The sequence below is a fragment of the Micromonospora echinofusca genome (assembly GCF_900091445.1).
GTDB classification, from domain to species: domain Bacteria; phylum Actinomycetota; class Actinomycetes; order Mycobacteriales; family Micromonosporaceae; genus Micromonospora; species Micromonospora echinofusca.
Window position 1 is genome coordinate 6714174 of the sequence record NZ_LT607733.1, and the last position, 20827, is coordinate 6735000.

Consider the following 20827-nt stretch of genomic DNA (forward strand, 5'->3'; position numbering starts at 1 on the left):
GCGATCGGTGCCTGCCGGTCCCGTAGGCCTCGGCGAAGCTCACGCCAGCGGTCGGCGACCGGCCCGGTCCCAGGTCCGGACGCCGAACTGGTGCGGCTCAGCCACCTGTTCGTTCCTCTCGGTCTGGTCCGGCGGGCGGCCGGTGGGTCCGGCGGCCGGACCGCCAGGCCAGGCGCGGCTAGTCCCAGAATGGTGGGAGAGGGACCGGTGTGTCTTCTCCCCACGTGCTCGGCACTCCGGTGCCGGCCGCACCGTCCGCTACGTTCGCCCGTCCGACTGAGAGGCCCGGCGGTCGGGGAGTGTCGTGCCGCTGGCGCGCGGCGTCTACCCTCGCGGCCATGGGAGCTGTCAAGCCGTGGCACCTGTTCGCCCTGACGATCTGCTGCCTCCTGCCGGTCGTGGCGGCGGTCGTCGGCGGCTTCCTGGCGACCCGTCGCTCGCGCAACCGGCGCTGAACCGCCCGACGCGAAGGGGAGACGGCCTCATTCCCCTTCGACGACGGCGCAGACGCAGAACTCGTTGCCCTCGGGATCGGTGAGTAGAACGTAGTCGTCGCTGGGGTCGTGGTCGTGCCGCACGTAGCTGGCGCCCAGCGCGAGCAGGCGTTGCAGTATCGGTCAGCCGCCCGCCCCGCGCGCTCCGGGCGGTGGACCGTCAGGCCGGCACGGGCTGGTCGAACTGGGTCCGGTACAACTCGGCGTACCGGCCGCCCCGGGCCAGCAGGTCGGGGTGTCGGCCGCGTTCCACGATCCGGCCCTGTTCGAGCACCAGGATCTGGTCGGCGGAACGGATCGTGGAGAGCCGGTGCGCGATGACCACGCTGGTCCGGCCCGTCAACGCCTCGCCCAGCGCCGCCTGCACCGCCGCCTCGGACGTCGAGTCGAGGTGCGCGGTGGCCTCGTCGAGGATCACCACGCGCGGGCGGGACAGCAGCAGCCGGGCGATGGTGAGTCGCTGTCGTTCGCCGCCGGAGAGGCGGTATCCGCGCTCGCCCACGACCGTCTCCAGGCCGTCCGGCAGCGAGCGGATCAGGTCGGCCAACCTGGCCCGGCGCAGCACGTCCCACAGGTCGTCCTCGCCCGCGTCCGGTCGGGCGTAGAGCAGGTTGGCGCGGATCGTGTCGTGCAGCAGGTGACCGTCCTGGGTGACCACCCCGAGGGCGTCCCGGATCGAGTCGCCGGTCAGGTCGCGGACGTCACGCCCGGAGAGCCGTACGGCGCCGGCCTCCACGTCGTACAGGCGGGGCAGCAGTTGCGCGATGGTGGACTTGCCGGCGCCCGACGAGCCGACCAGGGCGACCATCTGCCCGGGCTCGGCGCGGAACGAGATCCCGTGCAGCACCTCCTCGCCGCCGCGGGCGTCGAGCTTCGCGACGTCCTCCAGCGAGGCCAGGGAGACCTTCTCCGCCGAGGGGTACCCGAAGCGGACGTCGTCGAACTCGACCGCCACCGGCCCGTCGGGCAGCGGCCGGGCGTCCGGCCTGTCCTCGATCATCGGCTTGAGGTCCAGGATCTCGAAGACCCGCTCGAAGCTGACCAGCGCGCTCATGATCTCCACCCGCGCGCTGGCGAGCGAGGTCAGCGGCGCGTACAGGCGCGACAGCAGCAGGGCGAGCGCGACGACCGCGCCGGCGTCGAGCTGCCCGCGGATGGCGTAGACGCCGCCCAGGCCGTACACCAGAGCCAGCGCGAGGGAACCGACCACCGTGAGGGCCGTGATGAAGACGGTCTGCAACATGGCGGTACGCACGCCGATGTCGCGGACGCGCCGGGCGCGGACGGCGAACTCGGCGGACTCCTCCGCCGGTCGCCCGTAGAGCTTGACCAGCGTGGCGCCGGGCGCGGAGAACTTCTCGGTCATCCGGGTGCTCATCGCCGCGTTGAGGTCGGCCGCCTCCCGTTCGAGCCGGGCCAGCCTGCGGCCCATCCTCCGGGCGGGCAGCACGAAGATGGGCAGCAGCAGCAGCGTCAGCAGGGTGATCTGCCAGGAGAAGGTCAGCATCACCGCGAGCGTGAGGACCAGCGTCACGGCGTTGCCGACCACGCCCGAGAGCGTGTCGCTGAACGCCTGCTGCGCCCCGATCACGTCGTTGTTGAGCCGCGAGACCAGGGCGCCGGTGCGGGTCCGGGTGAAGAACGCGACCGGCATCCGCTGCACGTGGTCGAAGACGGCGGTCCGCAGGTCGACGATGAGGCCCTCGCCGATCCGCGCCGACTGGTAGCGGTTGAGCAGCCCCAGCCCGGCCTCGGCGAGGGCGATGAAGGCGATCGCCACGGCCAGCCGCACCACCGTCGACGTGTCGGTGCCGGTGACGATCGCGTCGACCACCCGCCCGGCCAGCACCGGAGCGGCCACGGTCAGGACCGCGGCCACGACGCTGCCCGCCAGGAACCACCCGAGCAGGCGGCGGTGGGGGCGGGCGAAGCCGCCGATCCGTCTGAGGGTCGCCTTCGAGAAGGGCCGCTGCTCGCGCTGATGCATCGCGTGGTGCAGGGACATCCACGCGGTGACTTCCATGCTCATGCCGCGAACCTAGAACCTGGAGCGAGGTTGAGGTCAAGCCGTTTTCCCGTGCGGGCACCGTGGCGCGGGACGGTGGGCACCTTCGGACATTCCGCGCGCCGCCGGGCTGCCCGCTCGCGCACGGGGCCACCCGGCGATACCCTCCGTGCTGTGCCCGTCACCCCGCCGCCGTCCGAGAGGAACCCCGTCGTGAACCGTCAGCCGGTCGCGGAACCGTCCTTCGCCAGCGAAGGCGCCGAGCCGATGCCCTGGTCGCGGGCGCACGAGCGGCTGGCGGAGGCGGGAGAGTTCTTCCTGTCCACCGTCCGTCCGGACGGCCGGCCGCACGCCGTGCCGTTGCTGGCCCTGTGGCTCGACGACGGCATGTACTTCTGCTCCAGCGGGTCCGCCCACAAGGTCGGCAACCTGGCTACCAACCCGCACTGCGTTCTGACCGTCGGCAGCCCCGAGCTGGACCTGTCCATCGAGGGCACGGCATCGCGGATCAGCGACCCGGCGACGCTGCGCCGCGTCGCCGAGGCCTACGGGAAGAAGTACGGCTGGGAGGTGACCCCGGTCGACGGCGGGATCGACGGCGACGGGATCGGGCCGTCGCCGTACGTCGTCTTCCGGGTGACCCCGGCCAAGGTGGTCGGCATGGACAAGGGATCCGGCTTCAGCGCCACCCGGTGGCGGTTCGCCTGACGGGACCGGCCGGGCGCGTCGGCCGAGGCATCCCGGCGGCCCGGCGCGTCGGCCGGGCAGTCCGGGTGAGCGCGGCGGCGGCCAGCGTCGGCCGCGGAGGGTGGCGGCGCGGCAGCCCGGGGCGTCGGTCGACCTCGGCAGGCGCGGTCGTCGGGTTGATATCCTCGCCGGGCCGGCCACCTGGCCGGCGCTAATCCCGCTCCGCGCGGCACCGCTGCCCAGGCGCGGCCGACGGCGACCCGGAGCAGCTCAGGACAGTCGAGAGCCGAGGCGATGATGACCACCTTCAGTTGGTCGGAGCTTCGGCGCCGGCCCGTGTACGAGGACGGCCACCTGCTCGTGCTCGACAAGCCCCCGGGCATCTCCGTGATGGGCGAGCGGCACACCGATTCCCTCACCGACCTGGCTGCCGCCGCCGGCGAGCCGGTGCACTGGGTGCACCGCATCGACAAGGTCACCTCGGGGCTGCTGCTGCTCGCCAGGACGCCTTCGGCGCACGCGTCGCTGACCCGCCAGTTCGCCGACCGGGGTGCCGACAAGCGCTACCTGGCCTGGGTCGAGGGGGCGCGGCTGCCCGAGCGGGGCACCATCGACCTGCCGCTGCGGCCGGGCCGCAAGGGCACCATCCGGATCGCGGGGGAGCGCGACGCCATCCGCTACGACGCCGACCGCCGCCGCTTCGAGCTGCCGGAGTCGGCCGTCGACCGCTCCAAGCCGTCCTACGGGTCGCGCACCGACTTCGCGACGGCGCTGGTCAGCGGCGACCGTACGCTGCTGGTGCTCAAGCCGGTCACCGGTCGACGCCATCAGATCCGCGTCCACCTGGCCTGGCTGGGCTTCCCGATCGTCGGCGACCCGCTGTTCCAGCGCGGGCAGCCGGAGCAGCGGACGTACCTGCACTCGTGGGGCTGCGAGATCACCTGCGACTGGCGGGACGAGCCGCGTACCCGGTTCTGGGCCCCGCCCGGCGAGGAATTCCTCGACGTCTTCGCCGACGGCCGCAAGCCCCACCTCGACGACGCCCTCGAGACGCTGGCCGGCTGACCCGGCGCGCGGCCCCAACTCGCGTGACCCGCCGCACGCCGGCCCGGCGGACCACGCCGGCCCGCCGGCCGCCCACGATGTGGACCCGCCCCCGGCCACCCGGCGGAAGGGGCAGCCGGAAGTTCCAGCCCAGGGGGACCGTAGGTGTCGTTTCCGACAGATCCGGCCGCTTGTTCCCGCTCGGCATAGCGGCGTGGCGGGCTTGACCATTAGGCTCGATTGCTGAGTGGAGTCGCCGGACACATCGTCTCTACTCGATGCCGGGTTGCGAGTATTGGCTGGTTGCGGCACCGAAGGGCAGGACGGAGTGACCCGAGACGGCGAGCCAGGGGCCGACTTCGCCGAACGCGAGGACAGCAGACGCGTGGCGTACGAGGTGACCGGCGCGCCCGATGGCTTCCCCGTCTTCCTGCTCCACGGCACCCCCGGCAGCCGCCGTGGCCCGAAGCCCCGCGGCATCGTCCTCTACCGCATGGGCGTCCGGCTGATCGCCTACGACCGGCCCGGCTACGGCGACTCCGACCGCCGCGAGGACCGCGACGTCGCCGACGCCGCCCGCGACGTGGAGGCGATCGCCGACCACCTGGGCGTGCGGAACTTCGCCGTCGTCGGCCGCTCCGGCGGCGGCCCGCACGCCCTCGCCTGCGCCGCCGACGCGCGGCTGCGCGGCCGGGTGACCCGGGTGGCGGTGCTGGTAAGTCTCGCCCCCTGGAACGCGATCGAGCTGGACTGGGTCAACGGCATGAACACCGGCAACGTCCGCGGATTCGGCGTCGGCAGCCCCGACACGGCCGCCGTCGTCGAGGAGATCCGCCAGCGCGCCGAGCGGGCCGCCGCGGACCCGCGACTGCTCCTGGCGGACCTGAGGACGGAGATGAGCACGGCGGACCGCCGGGCGGTCAACGACCCGGCGCTGCGGCGACTCATCACCGACACCTACGCGGAGGCGCTCCGCTCCGGCCCGTACGGATGGATCGACGACGTGCTGGCCTTCCGCCGCCCCTGGGGGTTCGACCTCGGGGCGATCGACACCTCGGCGACGCCGGTGCGGCTGTGGCACGGCGCCGACGACAACTTCTCCCCGGTGAGCCACGGCCGCTGGCTGGCCGCGCAGATCCCCGGCGCCGAGATGGAGGTGCAGCCCGGCGCGGCGCACTTCGACGCGGTCGAGGAGCTGCCGCGCATCCTGCGCTGGCTCGTCGACCCCGACGCGGCACTCGGCGCCGACCTGCTGATCGGCGCGCGACCCGGTCAGTAGGGGTGCGGGTCGAGCACCCGGCGCACGTACCGCCCGTCGCGCAACACCACGACGCTGGGATGGTGCTGGCCGACCCGGTTGGCGAGCCGGTCGGCGATCCGCATCCGCCCGATGCTCACCCGCCCGCCCGACAACGCCTGATGGGCGGTCTCCAGGTTGCCCCGCGCCCGCAGCGTGTCGGGGTGCTCGGGCCCGAGCACCTCGGTGAGCTGCTCCACCACGGCCCGCAGCCGGTCGCGGCCCTTCTCCGGCTCCCCGGCGAGGATGGTGAAGACCGCGACGTTGTTGGCCGCCGCCATGGCGAACGGATGCCGGTCGCCGAGCGTGGTGAGCATCGTCCGCGTCGTCGTGTCGGTGAGCGACCGGCCGGTGCCGGTGTCGCCCGCGTCCCACAGGGCCACGCCGAGGTTGATCCGGCAGACCAGCGAGTACGGGTGCTCGGCGCCGAAGACCTGGACGAACTGCTGCTCCACCTCGCTCAGCTCCGTCAGGGCCTGCGCGTTCTGCCCCTGCAACATCATGTTGGCCGTCCGGCTGAGCCGGCTGAACAGGGTGTCCGGGTTGGTCGGCCCGAGGGTGGCCAGCAGCCGCTGGTAGGTCTCGTCGAGCAGCTGGGCGGCCTCGGCGATGTCTCCGGTGCTGCGCAGCGACACGGCCAGGTTGGCCTGCGCGGTGAGCACGGCACGGGAGTGGTCGCCGAAGAGGTTCCGGTAGCCGGTCACCACCTCCCGCAGCAGCGCCACGGAACCCTCGTAGTCGCCGGTCTCCCGCAGGTCGCGGGCGAGGTTGTTGGCCGACACCAGGGTGTTCGGGTGCTCCGGGCCGAGCACGACCCGTAGCCGCCGGTTGGTGGCCCCGTCGAGGTCGAGGGCCCTGTCGAACATCCCCACCAGGCGGTACGACGCGGCGAGGTTGTTCGCCGAGTTCAGCGTGCGGCGGTGGTCCTCGCCGAAGACCTCGACCGACGCGGCGTACGTCCGCTGGGTGCGCTCCAGCGCCTCCTGGTATCGACCCAGGGTGCACAGGTCCGCCCCGTAGCCGCCGGCGGTCATCAGCGTGTGCGGGTGGCTGTCCCCGATCAGCTCCTCCTGCTGGCGCAGGGTGTCCTCGTCCAGCCGGTAGGCCTCCTCGAACCGCCCGAGGCTGCGCAGCAGGTTCGCCCAGTTGAACCGCAGGTGCAGCAGTTGGACGCGCAGCTTGCGATGCTCCGGCCCGTCCGGCGGCAGTTCCTCCAGCAGCGCCGACCAGACGGCCTCGGTCTCCCGCGCGTACCGCTCGCCCTGCTCGTACCCGCCGCTGACGTAGATGTAGCGGACCCGGTCGATGACCAGCTGCCGGACGTCGTCGTCGTCGCAGGAGATCGCGCCGGAGCCGTCGAGGTGCGGCCAGAGCATCCGGAACCGTTGCCGGTTCGTCGGGTCCTCCACCTCGCCCTGCGGTCGGGATCCGGCGAGGATCTGGTGCACCTCGTGCTTGGCCGTGACCAGTTCGTCGTCGGTCATCCGGGCGCGCAGGGCGGTCTGCAACAGCCGGTGCACCTGCACCCGGTGGGCGTGCGGGTCCAGCTTGATCAGCGCGAGCTTGTTCATCCGCTGCACCAGCGTCGCCGCGATGTCACGTTCGGACACCCGGTCGGCCACCCGCGCGGCGACCACCGGGTCGTGCGGGGCGATGACCCGCGCCACCTGGTCGCCGTAGAGCAGGTCGAGGGAGATCTCCGGGGCGAGCACCGACGCGAGCTGAAGCAGACGGTACGCCCCCGGGGAGCCCTCCCTCAGCCGCTGCAACGGGAGGTCCCAGACCTCCGTCTCCAGGCCGGTGCGGCGCAGCCCGGCCAGATATTCGTCGACCGGCGTGCGGGTGTCGGCCAGCCACGCCCCGACCGTCGCGACGAAGATCGGCACGTTCTCCACGGCGTCGGCGACCCGCTCGGCCTCGGCGACGCTCATCAGGTGCTCGCCCAGGCGGGCGCGCAGGTGCGCCACGCTCTCCGCCCGCTCGAACTCGTCGACGTCCACGGCCCGCGCCAGGTCGCCCCAGTCCGGGTTGCGGGTGGTGACCAGGACGTGCCCGTTGCCCTGCGGCAGGTAGGGCCGGACGTCCTCGTAGAGGTCGGCGTTGTCGAAGATGAGCAGCCAGTGCGGCGGCGGGCTGCCGTCGGCGCGGCGCTCGGTCTGGCTCAGCCGCTGCCGCAGCGCCCGGTTGGTCTCCGGGATCGTGGTCTGGGGCAGGCCCAGCTCCTCGGCGAGCTCCACCATCCGCACGTCGACGAACTGCGGCGGGTCGGCGGCGACCCACCAGATGATGTCGTACGCGCCCCGGAACCGGTGGGCGTACTCGATGGCGAGCTGCGTCTTGCCGAGACCGGGACCGCCCCGCAGCGCGACCGGCGTCCCGCCGCCCGCGGCCTTCAGCTCCTCCCGGAGCCTGCGCAGCAGATCCTCGCGCCCGGTGAAGCGGGCGTTGCGGGCCGGCGCGTTGAACACGCCGGCGCGTACGCCCGGGAAGCGGGCCGGGCGCAGACCGGCCGCGACCACCGTCCGGCCGACCAGCTTCAGCAGGTGGGTCGCCGCGTCCTCGGCCGTGAGGTCGTGCACGGACGTCCAGCTCCCGACCGGAACGTCCGGCACGGGCGGGGTGTCGTCGACGTGCACGGCCAGCCAACTCGGCGCGGCCCGGTCCTCGGGGCCGGTGCGGGAGCGCTGGGCCGCCAGGTAGGCCCGGGAGACCAGCCGGACCTCGCGGAACGCCGTGCCCGTCGGCTCAGGTGCCGGCCCGTCCAGCACGGCGGTCACCACCCGGAGATCCGCGGAGTTGAGCACCGCCTGCGCCCACTCCGCCCAGATCTGGTCCTCGGGCGCGTGCCGGAGCAGGATCAGCTCGTCGACGACCGCCGGCTTGCGTTCGAAGCGCTGCACCGTCCGGCGGCGCAACTGGTCGTCCATCCGGGGCAGGCCGGTGATCCTGCCGTTGGTGATGTGGCTGGTCAACGTCTCGTACGCCGACAGCAGGGTGGTGCGCCCGCCGGGCTCGTCACCGAAGGTCGCCAGCGTCTCCTCGTAGGCGTAGTACGCGCGGTAGGGCACCTCGACGGTGAGCCAGTAGGCCTGCCGCTCGCTGTCGGTCATGCCGCCCGGCAGGCCGGTGAACTTCTGCATGGCCAGCGACCGCCCGGCGTCGCGCTTGCTCTTCTCCCCGTCGTCGACCCGCATCGGCACGGGCAGCACCCGGCGGGCCCGGCGTCCCTCGTAGTCCCGGACCCGGGCGGCCACCGCCGCGGCACCGTCGATGCCCTGGTCGCTGAGGGTGAAGCAGTCGACCAGGACGTCGGGCAGGTGGATGGTGCAGATCTCGGCGACGTCGCTGATGCCGGTGCGGCTGTCGATGAGCGCGTAGTCGTAGTGCCGCTTCATGTCCTCGCGCAGCGCGTCGAAGAACTGCGCGCCGCCGAGCCGGTTGTAGAAGTTGTCCCAGTTGAGGCCGGTCACGCTGGTCGCGTAGTCGGGGTTGTGCCGGCCGGCCAGCAGCAGGTCGAGGCTGCCGCCGCCGGGGAACTCCCAGCCCACCGAGAACGCGTAGCGGTGGACGCGCGCGTACTCCCGGTGCCAGTCGCCGGGGCGGGGGTCGGCGCCGGTCTCCTCGCGCCGGCGGGCGTTCTCCCACTCGTAGTCGAGGATCAGGTCCATGACACCGCCGGTGGTGGCGACCTGCTCCGCGTCGAGGAACGGGGCGTAGAAGCGGTGCAGGCCGGGAGATTCCAGGTCCCAGTCTGCGACGAGCACCCGCTGGCCGTTCGCGGCGAGGATCCAGGCGGTGTTGGCCAGCGCCATCGTGCGGCCCGTACCGCCCTTGTAGGAGTAGAAGGTGATGACCTGCCCTTCGCGCGATGGCGTCATCGCTCGTCCTTCCCTCGCGTCGTGTCGATCGGCCGCAGCGGCGGCAGGCCCGGGCCGGACCCCGTCGGTCCGTCGGGCGACCGGGCCGGGCGCAGGCTGGGCCGCGGGGTGACCGGGCCGTCCGGCGGGTCGACCGGGCCGTACCGGAGGAATTGTTTGCGGGCCTCGGTGACCAGCAGCGGGGTGCAGCGCTCGAACTCGTCGATCGCCCGTACCGGCATGACCCGCGGGAACCCGGCGCCCTGCAACGTCTCGGAGACCGACTCGGGCGCCGTCTCGCCGCGCTCGTGGTCGGCGGCGATGACCAGCGGCACGACCCAGCGGGGCAGGTCGTCCAGCGCCGACCGGACGGCGGTCGCTCCGGTCGCGGCGTCCACCAGCACGACGGTGGGGCTCCGCGGCGCCAGGGCCCGGGCCGCCGCCAGGTCGACGACCCGGGTGGGCAGACCGAGCCGCTCGGCAGTCGCGGCGACGTAGTCGGCCACGGCCAGCTCGTGCTGCCCCGCGTAGGGCCGCCATCGTGCGTGGTCGGTGAGGGTGGTGACGACCAGCGCCGGGCCGACGCTGTCGGGCACCGGGTGGCTGGACAGCATCGCCGCCCGGGACCTGGCCAGCGGCTGCCTCTCCGCCACCGTGACGATCCGCTTCGCCAGTGCGCCGAGGACTCGCAGGTACTGGTCGTGGTAGGCGCTGAGCTTGCAGAGGGCGCGCAGCCCGTTCTCGGCGTAGTCGGCCCGGTCGCCGGCGTCCGGAACCAGGTCGAGGGCCCGGGTCGTCTCGGGCCGGTCGCCCCAGGACGGCAGCGGCAGCCACAGCACCGGTACCAGGTGCTGCTCGGCCTGCGCCGGGGCGAGCCGGGTGAGCCGGCTGCGGAACGACTCGCGTTCGCCCAGGGCCCACGCGTTGCGGAAGTAGTTCGGCGAGTGCAGCGGCACGAAGACGTGCGCGAGGCTGAGCGCGTCGGTGAGCGTCTGCCGCAGGTCGGCGCCCGGGCTGACCTGGCCGTCGTAGAAGCCGGCGTCGAGGTCGCCGCCCCTGGTGGCGGCGTGCCGGACGGCGGTGGCCAGGTCGTTGAAGAACCGGTTGACCCAGTAGTCGGTGTCCGGCCGGACACCGGCCGACAGCGGCACCGAGTGCGCGTAGCTGAGGAAGAAGTAGGTCTCCCGGCGGGGCGCGCCGCGGGGCGGGGCGGGGTCAGACCACGTCATGTCCGCCCTCCTCGAACGTGGTACGCAACTGCCGTACGTCGGCGGGGACCTGGGCCTGCACCCAGTGCGTCTGGTAGGCCCGGGCGATGCGCTGCGCCAGCCGCCAGACCACCGCGTCGTAGGCGGCCTTGCCGGTGTCGCCGAGGCTCAGCAGGCCGTAGATGCCCTCTTCGTGGTATTGCGGGGCGATCTCCGGGGGCAGCCGGGTGGGGGTGAACATCTGCCGCCGCGACACGGCCGCCGGCAGGCGGCGACGGTCCACCAGGGACCAGTTCACCGGAATGACCGGCGTCTCTCCCGCCGACGGATCGGCGCCCGGCCGGGTCAGGATCGGCCGGCGGGTGAACGCGTCCCACTCCCGGGCGCACCAGTCGCTGTTGAGGTAGTGGGTGGAGATCAACGGGATGAAGACCTGGCAGTGCCCGGCGGCGAAGGCGAGGTCGTCGGTCCACACCTGCCCTCCGTCGAGCATCCGGTCCATGAACCCCGCCGTGCGCCCAGGGCCGAGGCCGAGCAGCTCGACGACGTGGTCGGACAGGTCGACGAAGAGCTGGAAGACCTTCTGGTTGGTGTCCCGGGGTGCCGCGACCTGGTTCTTCTTGTGGGCGTAGCTGAGGAAGAACACGGGGGCGCTCTCGTCCTCCCAGAGTGTTTCCTCTGCCACCTGAGGCTCCCGACCGGTGCGGCGACTCCCGACCGTCCACAGTATCGAGCGCAGCCAACTCTCCGCTGCCCCGCCCGTCACCGCCGGTGCTCATCCATCCACTCCCGGGCGAAGTCGACGGCCACCCGGACACCCACGAGCCGACAGTCGGCGCCGCCGACCCGCCCGCGCCGCACCGCGCCGGTGTCCGTCAGGGCCAGGCCGATCAGCGGGAAGTCGGTGTCGTGCAGGTCCGGGGCCCGGAAGTCGCGCCGGACCCGCCGGCCGGCGGCGTCGCGCACGTAACACCGGTACGCCCGGTCGACCGGCGGCCGGCGCAGCCGGTACTCGGCCAGGTGGAACGCCGTGCAGACGGACCAGTCGACGCCGAGCAGCAGCACCACGGCGTCGGCGGCGTAGAGCGCGCCCAGCGGAGAGCGTTCGCCGAGGTGGCAGTCGAGGTCGTGGACGGCGGTCAGCCGGGCCGCGTCGGGGCCGAGGGCGGCGAAGGAGGTCTGCGGGTGTCGGCTCCGCGCCGCCCCCGACTGTAGGCGTACGTGCTCGGCGAAGATCCCCATGCCCTGGGTGGGGCTGTGCTCCGGGTCGAACGGCGCGATTGCCGCCTCGGCCGCCGCGACCTCGGCGGCGCTCATCCCGGCGGTCGCCGCCCGGAAGGGCCGCGACGTCGTCGAGTTCCCGGCCGTCTGCGCCGGTACGACCACCGTGCCCGACCCGCCCAGCACGTCCCGCAGGGCGGCCAGCAGGGCGGCGGGGCCGCCCGCGAGCCGGCCGACGCGGGACAGGGCGCAGTGCACCAGCACGGTGGCCCCCGGCGGCAGTCCCAGCGCCCGCAGGTCCGTCGCCAGCGGGTCGCGCCGGAGCAGACCGGCGGTCACGACCACCCGTCCACCGTGGCGCGCATCCCCCGGACGAACCGCTCGCCGGTGGCGGTCAGCGCGTCGACGCCGAGCAGGGCGTCGAGGGCCCCGTCGGTCCACGCCCGGTAGCGACGGAAGTGGCCCCCGGCGGCCGGGCCGGGGCGGTGCCGCCACACGTCGGCGACCGCCAGGCGGGCGTACGCGCCGTGCAGCACCTCCGCCAGGGGGCGCGGGTCCTTCCGCCACGGCACGCGCAGCGTCCGGTTCCCGTCGCGCTCGAAGAGGGTGCAGACGTCCCGCACCGCGCCGAGCTTGAGGTGCTGCACCTCGTGGACCAGCAGCACGGCGAGGGTGGCGTCGTCGGGTACGGGCATGACGGCCACCGCGCCGAAGGCGGCGCCGGCGGCGGCGCTGCGGGAGCGACCGGCCGGCGCCGCGCGCAGCGGCACGACGGCCCGCAGCAGGGTGCGGACCCCCGCCGCGTAGCCGGGGGCCTCGGCGTCGATCCGCCGCACCGCCCGCTCCACCTGCCGCGTCCACCGCAGCGCGGCGGCGCCGGACAGCCGAGGTTCGACCGGCAGGTCGTAGCACTCCCGGTGGGGGTCGGTGTCCTCCAGCAGCAGCCGGTCCCCGCCCACGCGCAGGGACCGCACCGGCAGCCAGCCGTCCGGCCCGTCCTCCCGGGCCGGGTCGTTGTCGTGACCCGCGTCGGCGGTGACCCGCCGCCCGGCCAGCCGGACGTCCCCGTCGGCGGTGACGAGCCGGACGACGCCCCGCTCGCAGCCGACGGCGAGCGCGCCGAGCGTCGGCAGGCTGACCACCCCGTCGCGCACCGGGACGGGCAGGTCGGCCCCGACCCCGGCGCGGACGGCGGCGGCCGCCGCGACGCACGCCAGGTAGGACAGCTCGGCTGCGCCGTCCCGGCAGCGCCGGGCCCAGCGGCGTACGAAGGGATGGGCCAGCACGGCGCGGACGGCGTCGGGGTGCGCGTCGTCGAGGTGCACCAGCAGCCGCCACCCGTCGGCCGCCACCGGGTCGCCCGCGGCCCGCTCGCTGAGCGTGACCAGCAGGGCGCGCACCATCGCCAGGTGGACGGCGGCGAGCTGCGCCGCCGAGGCCGCGGTGCCGGCGCCGGAGGCGAGGTCGTCGAGGACCCGCTCGTCGAGCGGGTCGGCGGGCCGGGTCGGCTCGTCGGCGACCGGGGCCGCCGTCACCACCCGGACGAGTTTCAGCAGGTCCGGGCAGTAGGCGGACGGGTTGTCGAAGCCGCTGCCGGCACGGTATCGGTGGGCGTAGAGGCCGCCGCCGCAGTGCCGGACCACCGGGCACGCGCGGCAGGTCGCGCAGAGGCCGGCGAGACCGCTCTGTCGTACGGCGATCGCCGGATGGGCCGCGGCGTCGTCCACCCGGTGCCGGAAGACGTCCAGGCCGGTGGCGGCGGCGCCGTCGAAGGCGGACTTGAGCGAGTCGACCTGCTCGAAGGTGCCGTCGGTCTCGACGACGACCAGGTCGGCCGGGCTGAGGCCGACCGCCTCGCTGCGGCTGCCGTGCCCGGACGCGGTGGAGAGCAGGGACTCCAGCAGGCGGATCGGCACCGGCCGCCCGTCGGCCAGCCAGCGCCGGTGGACCGCCAGCAGCCAGTCGGCGTACGGCGTGGTGCGCCCGTCGGGCCGGGCGGGCGGGTTGTCCCAGTTGGCGTGCGGCAGCAGGAAGTCGACGTGCGGCGGCTCCTCGGCGAGCAGCGCCTCGTACACCCGGATCGGGTCGTTGGCGAGGTCGACGGTGCAGAGGATGCCCGCGTAGCTGGTGCGGTAGGCGGGGCTGCGCAGCAGCGACAGCGCGCGCAGCACCTGCCGGTGGCTGCTCGACCCGTTGGCGTGCCGGCGGTGCCGGTCGTTGGCGGCCCGGTCACCGTCGAGGGAGATCCCCACCTTGACGTCGTGGGCGACCAGGACCTCGCAGGTCGCCGGCGTGAGCAGCACACCGTTGGACTGCATCCGCAGGTCGAGCCGGGCCACCGGCTCGATGACGCCGCGCAGGGTGGCGGCGGTGGCGTCGAGGCGGGCGGCACCGGCGAGCAGCGGCTCGCCGCCGTGCAGCACCACCCGTACGCCGTCGAGCCGGTGCGCCGCCGCGTGCTCCGCGATCCGCTCGGCGACGGCCCGCACGGTGGCCGGGGCCATCATCCGGGGCTGGCGTCGCCAGGACTGGTCGGGGTGTTCGTAGACGTAGCAGTGGTCGCAGGCGAGGTCGCAGCGGCTGACCAGCTTGAGCACGTACTGCGTCAGCGGGGCGACCCGGTCGGTGGGTCGGCGACCCGGCTCGGCCGGCTCAGATCGCAGAGTTGAAGGCCGCGACGTCGACACGGGCCGGACGATCCTCCCTGCGGCTGGTCACGCGGGCGACGGAACGGGCCCGGTCGAGCGGGATGCGGCCGAGCGGGGTGCGCCGGAGGTCGTCCAGCGGCGGCGGGCTGAGATCGGGCTGGCGTGCGGTGCGATCCACGTCGGTTCCCCATTTCAGTCGGGAGTGGACGGACGGCCGCCCACCGCGACGGTCAACGACGACTATCGACGATGCTATATGGCACAACCTGTGATGTCACGGCTGCGCAGCGCCATCCTGCTCGATCGTCCGCGCCATCCAGCCCTCGTTGGACAGCGAGATGATCCGCTCGGCCTCGGCGACGAACGCGTCGTCGTCGGCCCAGCCCAGCCCGGCCTCGTGGGCCGTACGCAGCCGGGTGAGCTGGTCGGCGGTGCGGGCGTACTCGATCTGGTGTTGCTCGTACTGCTGGGCGGAGCCGTAGCCGACCAGCGCGGTGGTCACGGCCGCCGCGACGCCGATCCAGGCGGTGAACCCGAGGTTGTCGCCGAGTACCCCGACCGTCGCGGAGACCCCGGCGGCGGCGATCGTGAGCCCCGTCGCCGCGTACCGGACCCGTCTGGCGGCGCGGGCCATCCGGCGGGCGGCCGGCAGGTAGTAGGCGTCGACCTGCCGCTGCACCCGTTCCGTCACGTACGTCGCGACGTCGGAGACCGCCGGCAGCGGGCGGGCGGCCGGCGGCGCGTCCAGGGTGCGGCCGACCAGGTCGCCGGCGTCGTCCATGAGCGCGTCGAACCGGCCGAGCAGGACGGCGTCCCGGTTCGGGCCCCGGAACGGCGCGACCCCGGCGAGGTAGCGGTAGGTGTCGGCCTTCAGCGCCTCGGAGACCGAGCGGAGCCGGGTCCACGCGTGCACCGCGTCGCGGGAGGCCCACCGGGCGGCCAGCGGCACCACGAGCAGCGCCGCCGCCGCGACGATGGCGAGCGCCCGGCCCACGCCGGGACGGGCCGACCCGAGCTGGTTGGCCAGGGTGCCGCACACGGCGGCGCCCACGGTGAGCCCGGCGACCGTCAGGCGCGCGCGGGTGATGACGCGCTTGGCCTCGCCGGACGCCCGTGACCAGGCCGCCTGCCGCTGCCAGACCGTCGCGACCGCTGTCGGGACATCGAAGTTCGCCACGATCCGAATGGTAGGACGGCCGCGCCCGTGCGACGGGGGCCCGAAAGGCCGAGCGAGCCGGTCCGACGGGTCAGCTGGGCAGGAAGCTGTCGTACGCGTCGTCGTACCAGTCGGCCTCGTTGTGCCGGCGGATCACGCCGTCGACCCGGGTCAGCAGCAACCAGTTGTCGTTGAGCACCAGCGCCGCGTCCTCGGGCCGGTCGGCCAGCACCCGGCCCACGGTCCGCAGCATGTGCGGCCTGCCGAGGTCGCTGAGCCTCTCCTTGCGCATGTGGAAGCCGATGTCGACGTGGTTCTCCGGCTCCCACGCCCACACAGCCCCGTCCGCCTCCGCCTCGTAGTACCCGTGACTGCCCGACGTGATGCTGACGGCGAAGCCGCACTCATCGTTGAGGTCGGCGCTGAGCAGGCGGTTGCCGGCCGGCGTCGGCGTCTCCGCGGCGCCCGGAGCGGCGAGTTCGGCCACCAACTCCAACGGGATGTCGCCGGCGAGCGTCAGTCGATAGGTGATGGACATGTTCGGCCTTCCTCAGTCCCGCCGGACGATCTCGATGATCGTGCCGTTCCGTATGACCGCCACCAGTTCCTTCAACGCCGGTACCGGCCAGTCGTCGAACTGCTTCTGCAGCGCGGCGAGGTCCCCCGCCAATCCTGGAGATTCAGCACCACACGCTGCGTCTGGGCGTCCGTGATCTTCCTCGGGACCGCGCTTCCGATGGCACGGACTGAGGTGGTGGGACCGGGAGCGTAGCAATCGAAGACTTGCCCTTCGACCAGGTAATCCGGCGATTTTCCCGGATCGACGACATCGCCGGTGTTCTGCTGCGCGTCGACGATCTCCTGCCTCGTCGGGTTCTGGTGCACCCGGTAGCCCCTGTCGGCGATCAGGTCGGCGGCCTCGTTCTCCAGTTCCAGACTGCGGCGTTCCGTCGGTCTCTCCTTGGCCCGGATCGGGGTACGTCGGCCGGTCGGCGTGCCGCCGGGGGTGCCGGTGGTCGGCTTGCTCCATGGCGTGGGGCTGTCCGTGCGGCCTTCGTGTGTCGGGCCCTCGTGCCTTGGGCCCTCGGATGTGGAGCCGTGGTCGGTGGTGTCGGTGTCGTCCGCCGGCGTGGCGACGGTGGGGGCGGCGTCTGCGGTGGCCGGGCTGTTCGGTGTGTCGCCGCCAGCCCCGCTCAGTTTCCCGCCGACCCCAGCTGCCGGGCCTCGCCGATCGCCGTCTCCACCGCCTGCCGGGCGGTGGCGGTGCGCTGGGCGACCAGGCTCAGGACCTGCGTGATGCTCTCCAGGGACTGCACGAGGGGGCCAGGTTGGCCGCCGTGCAGGACGGTCGTGACGAGTTGTCGTGTCTCGCGGACCTGCGCGATGGTGGCGGCGGCGGTGTCGCGGATGCCGTCGCACGCGTTCTGCACGGGTGTCAGGCCGGTGATCGTCTCGTGTGGGCTGGCCTCCTGCGGGACGGCGGCGGTGCTCGTCGTGGCCTCGCCGATGGTCGTGGCGAGGCCGCCCAGGCCGCCCCGGACGGCGGAGATGCCGTCGCGTACGCGGGTCAGGCCCGCCGCCACGGCGGCGAAGCCGGCGCCGGCGGCGCGCAGTGCCACCTCCTGCGCCTGGTTGTCGGCGGCGGACGCGAGCGCCTGTGCCCTCTCGACGCCGGTCGCCAACGCGCGCAGCTCCCCGGTGATCTTCTCGATGTGCGACACGCGGCCGACTCCCCCGATCGACGACGATGGGACACCGAGAAAACTAGCGACATGTGCCCCGGCCCCGCCAGGCCATTCGGGTGGGGCGGGGCCGCGTCGGACGGGCCGCGCCCGCCGCCACCACGCGGCCCGCCTCCCGCAGCGTCCGCTCCGGTCGTACGACCGCTTCAGGCCGGCGTGGCGGTGGCCTTGCGACGCCGCTCGGCCCGGCGGCGCACCTGCGTGTACGCGCTGGTCAGGCCCATCGCCCGGCGGACCTCGACGAGGGTCTGCCGCACCTCGTGCCGGGTCCGTTCCGTGCCCTCGAAGATCAACTGGTCGACCAGTCCGGGTTCGGCCTCGATCCGGGCCCGGCGTTCCCGGATCGGGTCCAGGAACCGGTCGAGCGCGACGGCCAGCTTCTCCTTCACCTCCACGTCACCGACCCGCCCGGCCCGGTAGCGCTCCTTGAGGTCGTCGACCTGCGCCCGATCGGGGTTGAAGAGGTCGTGGTACGCGAAGACCGGGTTCCCCTCGACGGTGCCGGGCACGTCGGCGCGGGTCCGGTTCGGATCGGTGTACATGCCCATCACCGCGCGGCGGACCGTCGCCGAGTCGGCGGAGAGCGCGATCGCGTTGCCCCGGCTCTTGCTCATCTTCGCCCGGCCGTCCGTGCCGACCAGGGTCGGCGTCTCGGACGCGATCGCCTCGGGTACGGGGAACACCTCCCCGTAGAGGTGGTTGAAGCGCCGGGCGATCTCCCGGGTCACCTCCACGTGCGCCGCGTTGTCCTTGCCGACCGGGACGACCTGCCCCTTCACGCAGAGGATGTCGGCGGCCTGGAGCACGGGGTAGCCGAGCAGGCCGTAGGGCATCTCCTCCTTACCGGCGTCGCGGGCCATCTCCTTCAGCGAGGGCACGCGCTCCAGCCGGGGCACCGTGACCAGGTTCTGGAAGAGGGTGTTCAGGTCGCCGACCTCCGGGATGGCCGACTGGAGGTAGAAGGTGGCGCGCGCCGGGTCGACGCCGGCGGCCAGGACGTCGGTGACCATCTCCCGGGCGTTCGCCGCGACCCGCTCGATGTCCTCGCGGGTGTTGCGGGTGGTGAGCATGTGCAGGTCGGCGATGATGAAGAAGCTCTCGTAGCGCTGGTGCAGCCGCACCCGGTTGGCGATGCTGCCGACGTAGTGGCCGAGGTGCAGCCGTCCGGTGGGGCGGTCCCCGGTGAGCATTCGTGCGACGGACATGGTGGTACGCCTTTCGTGCCTGGTGGAAGAAGGTGTGCGCGGGCGCGCGTCGACCGGGGAGGTCGTCCCGGGTCGGTCAGGGTCGGCTCAGCGAGCCGAGCGCCATCGCGCGCCGTCGCGGAACCGCAGTCCGCCGGCACGAAGTACGTCGATCATCCGCTCGCGGCCGTCGTCGGAGCGGGTGGGAGAGGTGGTCACGACGCCGAGCGGGAGGCCGTCGACGGGGTCGACGGCCTCCGGCGCGTAGCTGATCGGCCGGACCACGCTCCCCACGGTAGCGGGTCCGGCCCTGCCCGTTCAGCCCTGGCGGTAGCTTTCCCGGTAGTAGTCGCCGATCCGGTCCCGGTAGCCGGGCTCGCCGTACGCGTCCGGATCGAAGGCCGGCGAGTCCTTCACCTGATCGCGGGTGCGGTCCACGTGGACCGTGCGGTCCAGGTGGTCCACCCGCGTCACCGTGCCGGCGGGCAGCAGGACCTTTCGCCCGAAGATCCACGGCCCGGTGTCCACCACCAGCCAGCGGGCGTCGGTGTCGTCGCTGGCCTCGTCGACCGAGCCGATCCGCCCGTCGGTGGCCTCCACCCGGTAGCCGACCAGGTCGAGTGGGGTACCGGGACCGGGGGCGTCCGGCCCGTCGCCGCCGGGCTCCGGCCCGTCCGGCGGGGCTGAGTCGGGGTTGGCGCCGGAATATCCGCCGGCGAGGGCGGACGGGTCGCGCCAGGTCCAGGGGTTGAAGGTCGACGGCTGCACGGGTCACCTCCGATGACGGTCTGCGCCGGTCCCGGAGGGCAGTGCCCCGCCCGCGTCCGTGGGAAACAACGCGGCAATTCTTGGTTCACTGGAACGTCTCGGGTGCGAACTACGTCATATTCGTCCTGCGTCGATGAATGCAGTGTCCCGGTCGCAGGTGGGAGCGGCGGAAACCGTGGGCACGCACATTCGCCGGCAAGGGGGAGTGTCCATCCGGCACATTCGTTCCGTCGCTGCGGCCGACCATTCTGGTCCCGCATCATCCGCAGCGAGAAAAAGGGGACACGGATGTACCGCACCATTCGCCGGACCGGGGTCGTGCTCGCCGTCGCGCTCGGACTCGCGGCCGGGACCGGCGCCGCCGCGCAGGCCGCCGTCGTCAACCCCGTCACGCCGCATTCGCTCTGCGGGCTCGGCTACGGCGTCCTCGACCAGGACCCGATCCGCCACGCGGAGACCGGCGCTCCGCTCGGCGCCGTCTACCTGCTGTATCACCCGGTCACCGGCTACGGCTGCACGGTCACCGTCAAGTCCGCCTACGTAGGCGCCGCGACCCGCACCCAGGTCTACCTCGCCGCCCAGTACCTGCCGACCCGGACCGACGACGGCGACAGGTTCTGGGCGGCCGGGCCGACCCGGGCGTACGTCAGGGGTGGTTGCATCATCTGGGGCGGTTTCATGGCCGACGCGGGTGGCACGATCCATTACCACGAGCGGGCGAACCCGGCGATCGGTGGCATCGGCACCTGCTTCTGAGACAGCGGTCCGGGAGGTCCGTGATCACGCGGGACTCCCGTTCCGGGACCGCGTAACCGAATTGTCGACCGCAGTTGAGAAAACGCCCGACGGGTCCCGTTGTGCCGCCGTTATCGTCGGTCCATGGGGCGGATGCGGGGCGTCAGTCCCGGCGAGCGGGCCTCACCAGGCCCTGGTCACCAGGTACCCGCCGGGCTCGGTGATCGGCTGGCACCGCGACGCGTCCACCTTCCGGCAACTCCGCCATCCCTGACCGCCGCCGCGCTGGCATACTCGGCGGCCATGGTGCTGTCGCGAGGCTGGGCCCTCTTCCTCACCGGGGTCGGAGTCTGGACCTGGGTGATCTGGCCGAGGTTCGCGGTCGCCATCTGGAACGATCCCCGGTCCTGGTCCTCCGGCACGGTCGGGGAGTTTCCGGCCACCGGCTTCCTCTGGATCCACGCCCTGCTGATCGCGGCGTCCCTGCTCATCGGCACCACCGTCGGGGTGCTCGGCGTCCGCGCGTGGCGGGTGGCCCGCCGGCGGGCCGAGGGCCCGGCTTCCTGACCTACCGCCGGGTGCCACGCCCTTCGGCCAGGCGGCGAGGACCCGCCCGACTGGCGTGCGGCCTGTCGCACCGGCCCTGAACAGGCGGGATAGTGAGCCGGTAATGGTGTGACGGGCGCCGCTACCCCCCGATTTGACGTTCAAACCAGCAGACGCGTAACTTTCTCTCTGCCAGCGCGGAACGGGGCAAACAGGGCGAAGGTCCTGGAGTGCC

At 73.3% G+C, this 20827-nt stretch carries 19 protein-coding genes and 1 pseudogene; 5 read left to right on the top strand and 15 right to left on the bottom strand.

All coding sequences use genetic code 11. The features are described 5' to 3' along the window. Positions 1–482 precede the first annotated feature (482 nt). A complete protein-coding gene (locus tag GA0070610_RS31015) occupies positions 483–614 on the bottom strand; it encodes a VOC family protein (protein ID WP_172896729.1) in 132 nt (43 codons plus the stop codon). 40 nt (positions 615–654) lie between these two features. Next, positions 655–2523 (bottom strand): ABC transporter ATP-binding protein, encoded by a 1869-nt coding sequence (locus GA0070610_RS28985; protein WP_089002972.1) that lies wholly within the window; start codon positions 2521–2523, stop codon positions 655–657. A 189-nt stretch (positions 2524–2712) separates the two neighbouring features. Here GA0070610_RS28985 and GA0070610_RS28990 point away from each other — a divergent pair, with 189 nt between their 5' ends. The 3 genes from GA0070610_RS28990 to GA0070610_RS29000 all read left to right on the top strand — a co-directional run bounded on the left by GA0070610_RS28990 (position 2713) and on the right by GA0070610_RS29000 (position 5509). Continuing rightward, positions 2713–3207 carry a pyridoxamine 5'-phosphate oxidase family protein gene (locus GA0070610_RS28990; protein ID WP_157747269.1) on the top strand — a complete coding sequence of 165 codons (495 nt, stop codon included), beginning with the start codon at positions 2713–2715 and terminating at the stop codon, positions 3205–3207. A 276-nt stretch (positions 3208–3483) separates the two neighbouring features. Further along, complete coding sequence (locus GA0070610_RS28995; RefSeq protein WP_157747270.1) at positions 3484–4251, top strand: RluA family pseudouridine synthase; 768 nt, start codon at positions 3484–3486, stop codon at positions 4249–4251. A gap of 307 nt (positions 4252–4558) precedes the next feature. Beyond that, positions 4559–5509: an alpha/beta fold hydrolase gene (locus GA0070610_RS29000; protein WP_089002974.1), complete on the top strand. Its 951-nt coding sequence runs from the start codon at positions 4559–4561 to the stop codon at positions 5507–5509. Here the strand turns inward: GA0070610_RS29000 and fxsT are convergent. From fxsT to GA0070610_RS29055, 13 genes and pseudogenes are all read right to left on the bottom strand, one after another. Continuing rightward, positions 5503–9405, bottom strand: a complete 3903-nt coding sequence (fxsT, locus tag GA0070610_RS29005) for an FxSxx-COOH system tetratricopeptide repeat protein (protein WP_089002975.1) — start codon at positions 9403–9405, stop codon at positions 5503–5505. The two genes, GA0070610_RS29000 and fxsT, sit on opposite strands and share 7 nt — an antisense overlap. Next, a complete protein-coding gene (locus GA0070610_RS29010) occupies positions 9402–10613 on the bottom strand; it encodes a TIR-like protein FxsC (protein ID WP_231925846.1) in 1212 nt (403 codons plus the stop codon). The genes fxsT and GA0070610_RS29010 overlap by 4 nt, the downstream gene beginning before the upstream one ends. Then, a complete protein-coding gene (locus GA0070610_RS29015; protein WP_089002976.1) occupies positions 10600–11277 on the bottom strand; it encodes a TIR-like protein FxsC in 678 nt (225 codons plus the stop codon). The genes GA0070610_RS29010 and GA0070610_RS29015 overlap by 14 nt, the downstream gene beginning before the upstream one ends. Before the next feature lie 77 nt (positions 11278–11354). Further along, positions 11355–12152 (bottom strand): aminoglycoside N(3)-acetyltransferase, encoded by a 798-nt coding sequence (locus GA0070610_RS29020; protein WP_392567347.1) that lies wholly within the window; start codon positions 12150–12152, stop codon positions 11355–11357. Further along, on the bottom strand, positions 12149–14410 hold the full coding sequence (locus GA0070610_RS29025) for an FxsB family cyclophane-forming radical SAM/SPASM peptide maturase (RefSeq protein WP_089002977.1): 2262 nt from the start codon (positions 14408–14410) through the stop codon (positions 12149–12151). Before GA0070610_RS29025 ends, GA0070610_RS29020 begins: the two co-directional genes overlap by 4 nt. Positions 14411–14465: 55 nt before the next feature. After that, positions 14466–14639, bottom strand: coding sequence for a hypothetical protein (locus GA0070610_RS30760; protein WP_157747271.1), 174 nt, complete (start codon positions 14637–14639; stop codon positions 14466–14468). A 96-nt stretch (positions 14640–14735) separates the two neighbouring features. Continuing rightward, positions 14736–15638 (bottom strand): DUF4231 domain-containing protein, encoded by a 903-nt coding sequence (locus GA0070610_RS29030; RefSeq protein WP_089002978.1) that lies wholly within the window; start codon positions 15636–15638, stop codon positions 14736–14738. A 70-nt stretch (positions 15639–15708) separates the two neighbouring features. Next, positions 15709–16155 (bottom strand): SitI3 family protein, encoded by a 447-nt coding sequence (locus GA0070610_RS29035; protein ID WP_089002979.1) that lies wholly within the window; start codon positions 16153–16155, stop codon positions 15709–15711. 12 nt (positions 16156–16167) lie between these two features. Beyond that, positions 16168–16589: pseudogene (locus tag GA0070610_RS29040) on the bottom strand (CdiA C-terminal domain-containing protein). A gap of 221 nt (positions 16590–16810) precedes the next feature. After that, positions 16811–17338, bottom strand: a complete 528-nt coding sequence (locus GA0070610_RS29045; protein ID WP_089002980.1) for a DUF6244 family protein — start codon at positions 17336–17338, stop codon at positions 16811–16813. Positions 17339–17505: 167 nt separating this feature from the next. After that, positions 17506–18564 carry a tryptophan--tRNA ligase gene (gene trpS / locus GA0070610_RS29050; protein ID WP_089002981.1) on the bottom strand — a complete coding sequence of 353 codons (1059 nt, stop codon included), beginning with the start codon at positions 18562–18564 and terminating at the stop codon, positions 17506–17508. Between the two features lie 87 nt (positions 18565–18651). Next, positions 18652–18828 (bottom strand): hypothetical protein, encoded by a 177-nt coding sequence (locus tag GA0070610_RS30765; protein WP_157747272.1) that lies wholly within the window; start codon positions 18826–18828, stop codon positions 18652–18654. A 33-nt stretch (positions 18829–18861) separates the two neighbouring features. After that, the gene (locus GA0070610_RS29055) at positions 18862–19311 is read right to left on the bottom strand and encodes a PRC-barrel domain-containing protein (protein WP_089002982.1); all 450 of its coding nucleotides are present in this window, start codon (positions 19309–19311) and stop codon (positions 18862–18864) included. 288 nt (positions 19312–19599) lie between these two features. On the opposite strand from GA0070610_RS29055, the gene GA0070610_RS29060 reads away from it, so the two are divergent. Next, a complete protein-coding gene (locus GA0070610_RS29060) occupies positions 19600–20067 on the top strand; it encodes a hypothetical protein (RefSeq protein ID WP_089002983.1) in 468 nt (155 codons plus the stop codon). Positions 20068–20349: 282 nt separating this feature from the next. Beyond that, on the top strand, positions 20350–20613 hold the full coding sequence (locus GA0070610_RS29065) for an SCO4848 family membrane protein (RefSeq protein WP_089002984.1): 264 nt from the start codon (positions 20350–20352) through the stop codon (positions 20611–20613). The last annotated feature ends 214 nt before the right edge of the window (positions 20614–20827 follow it).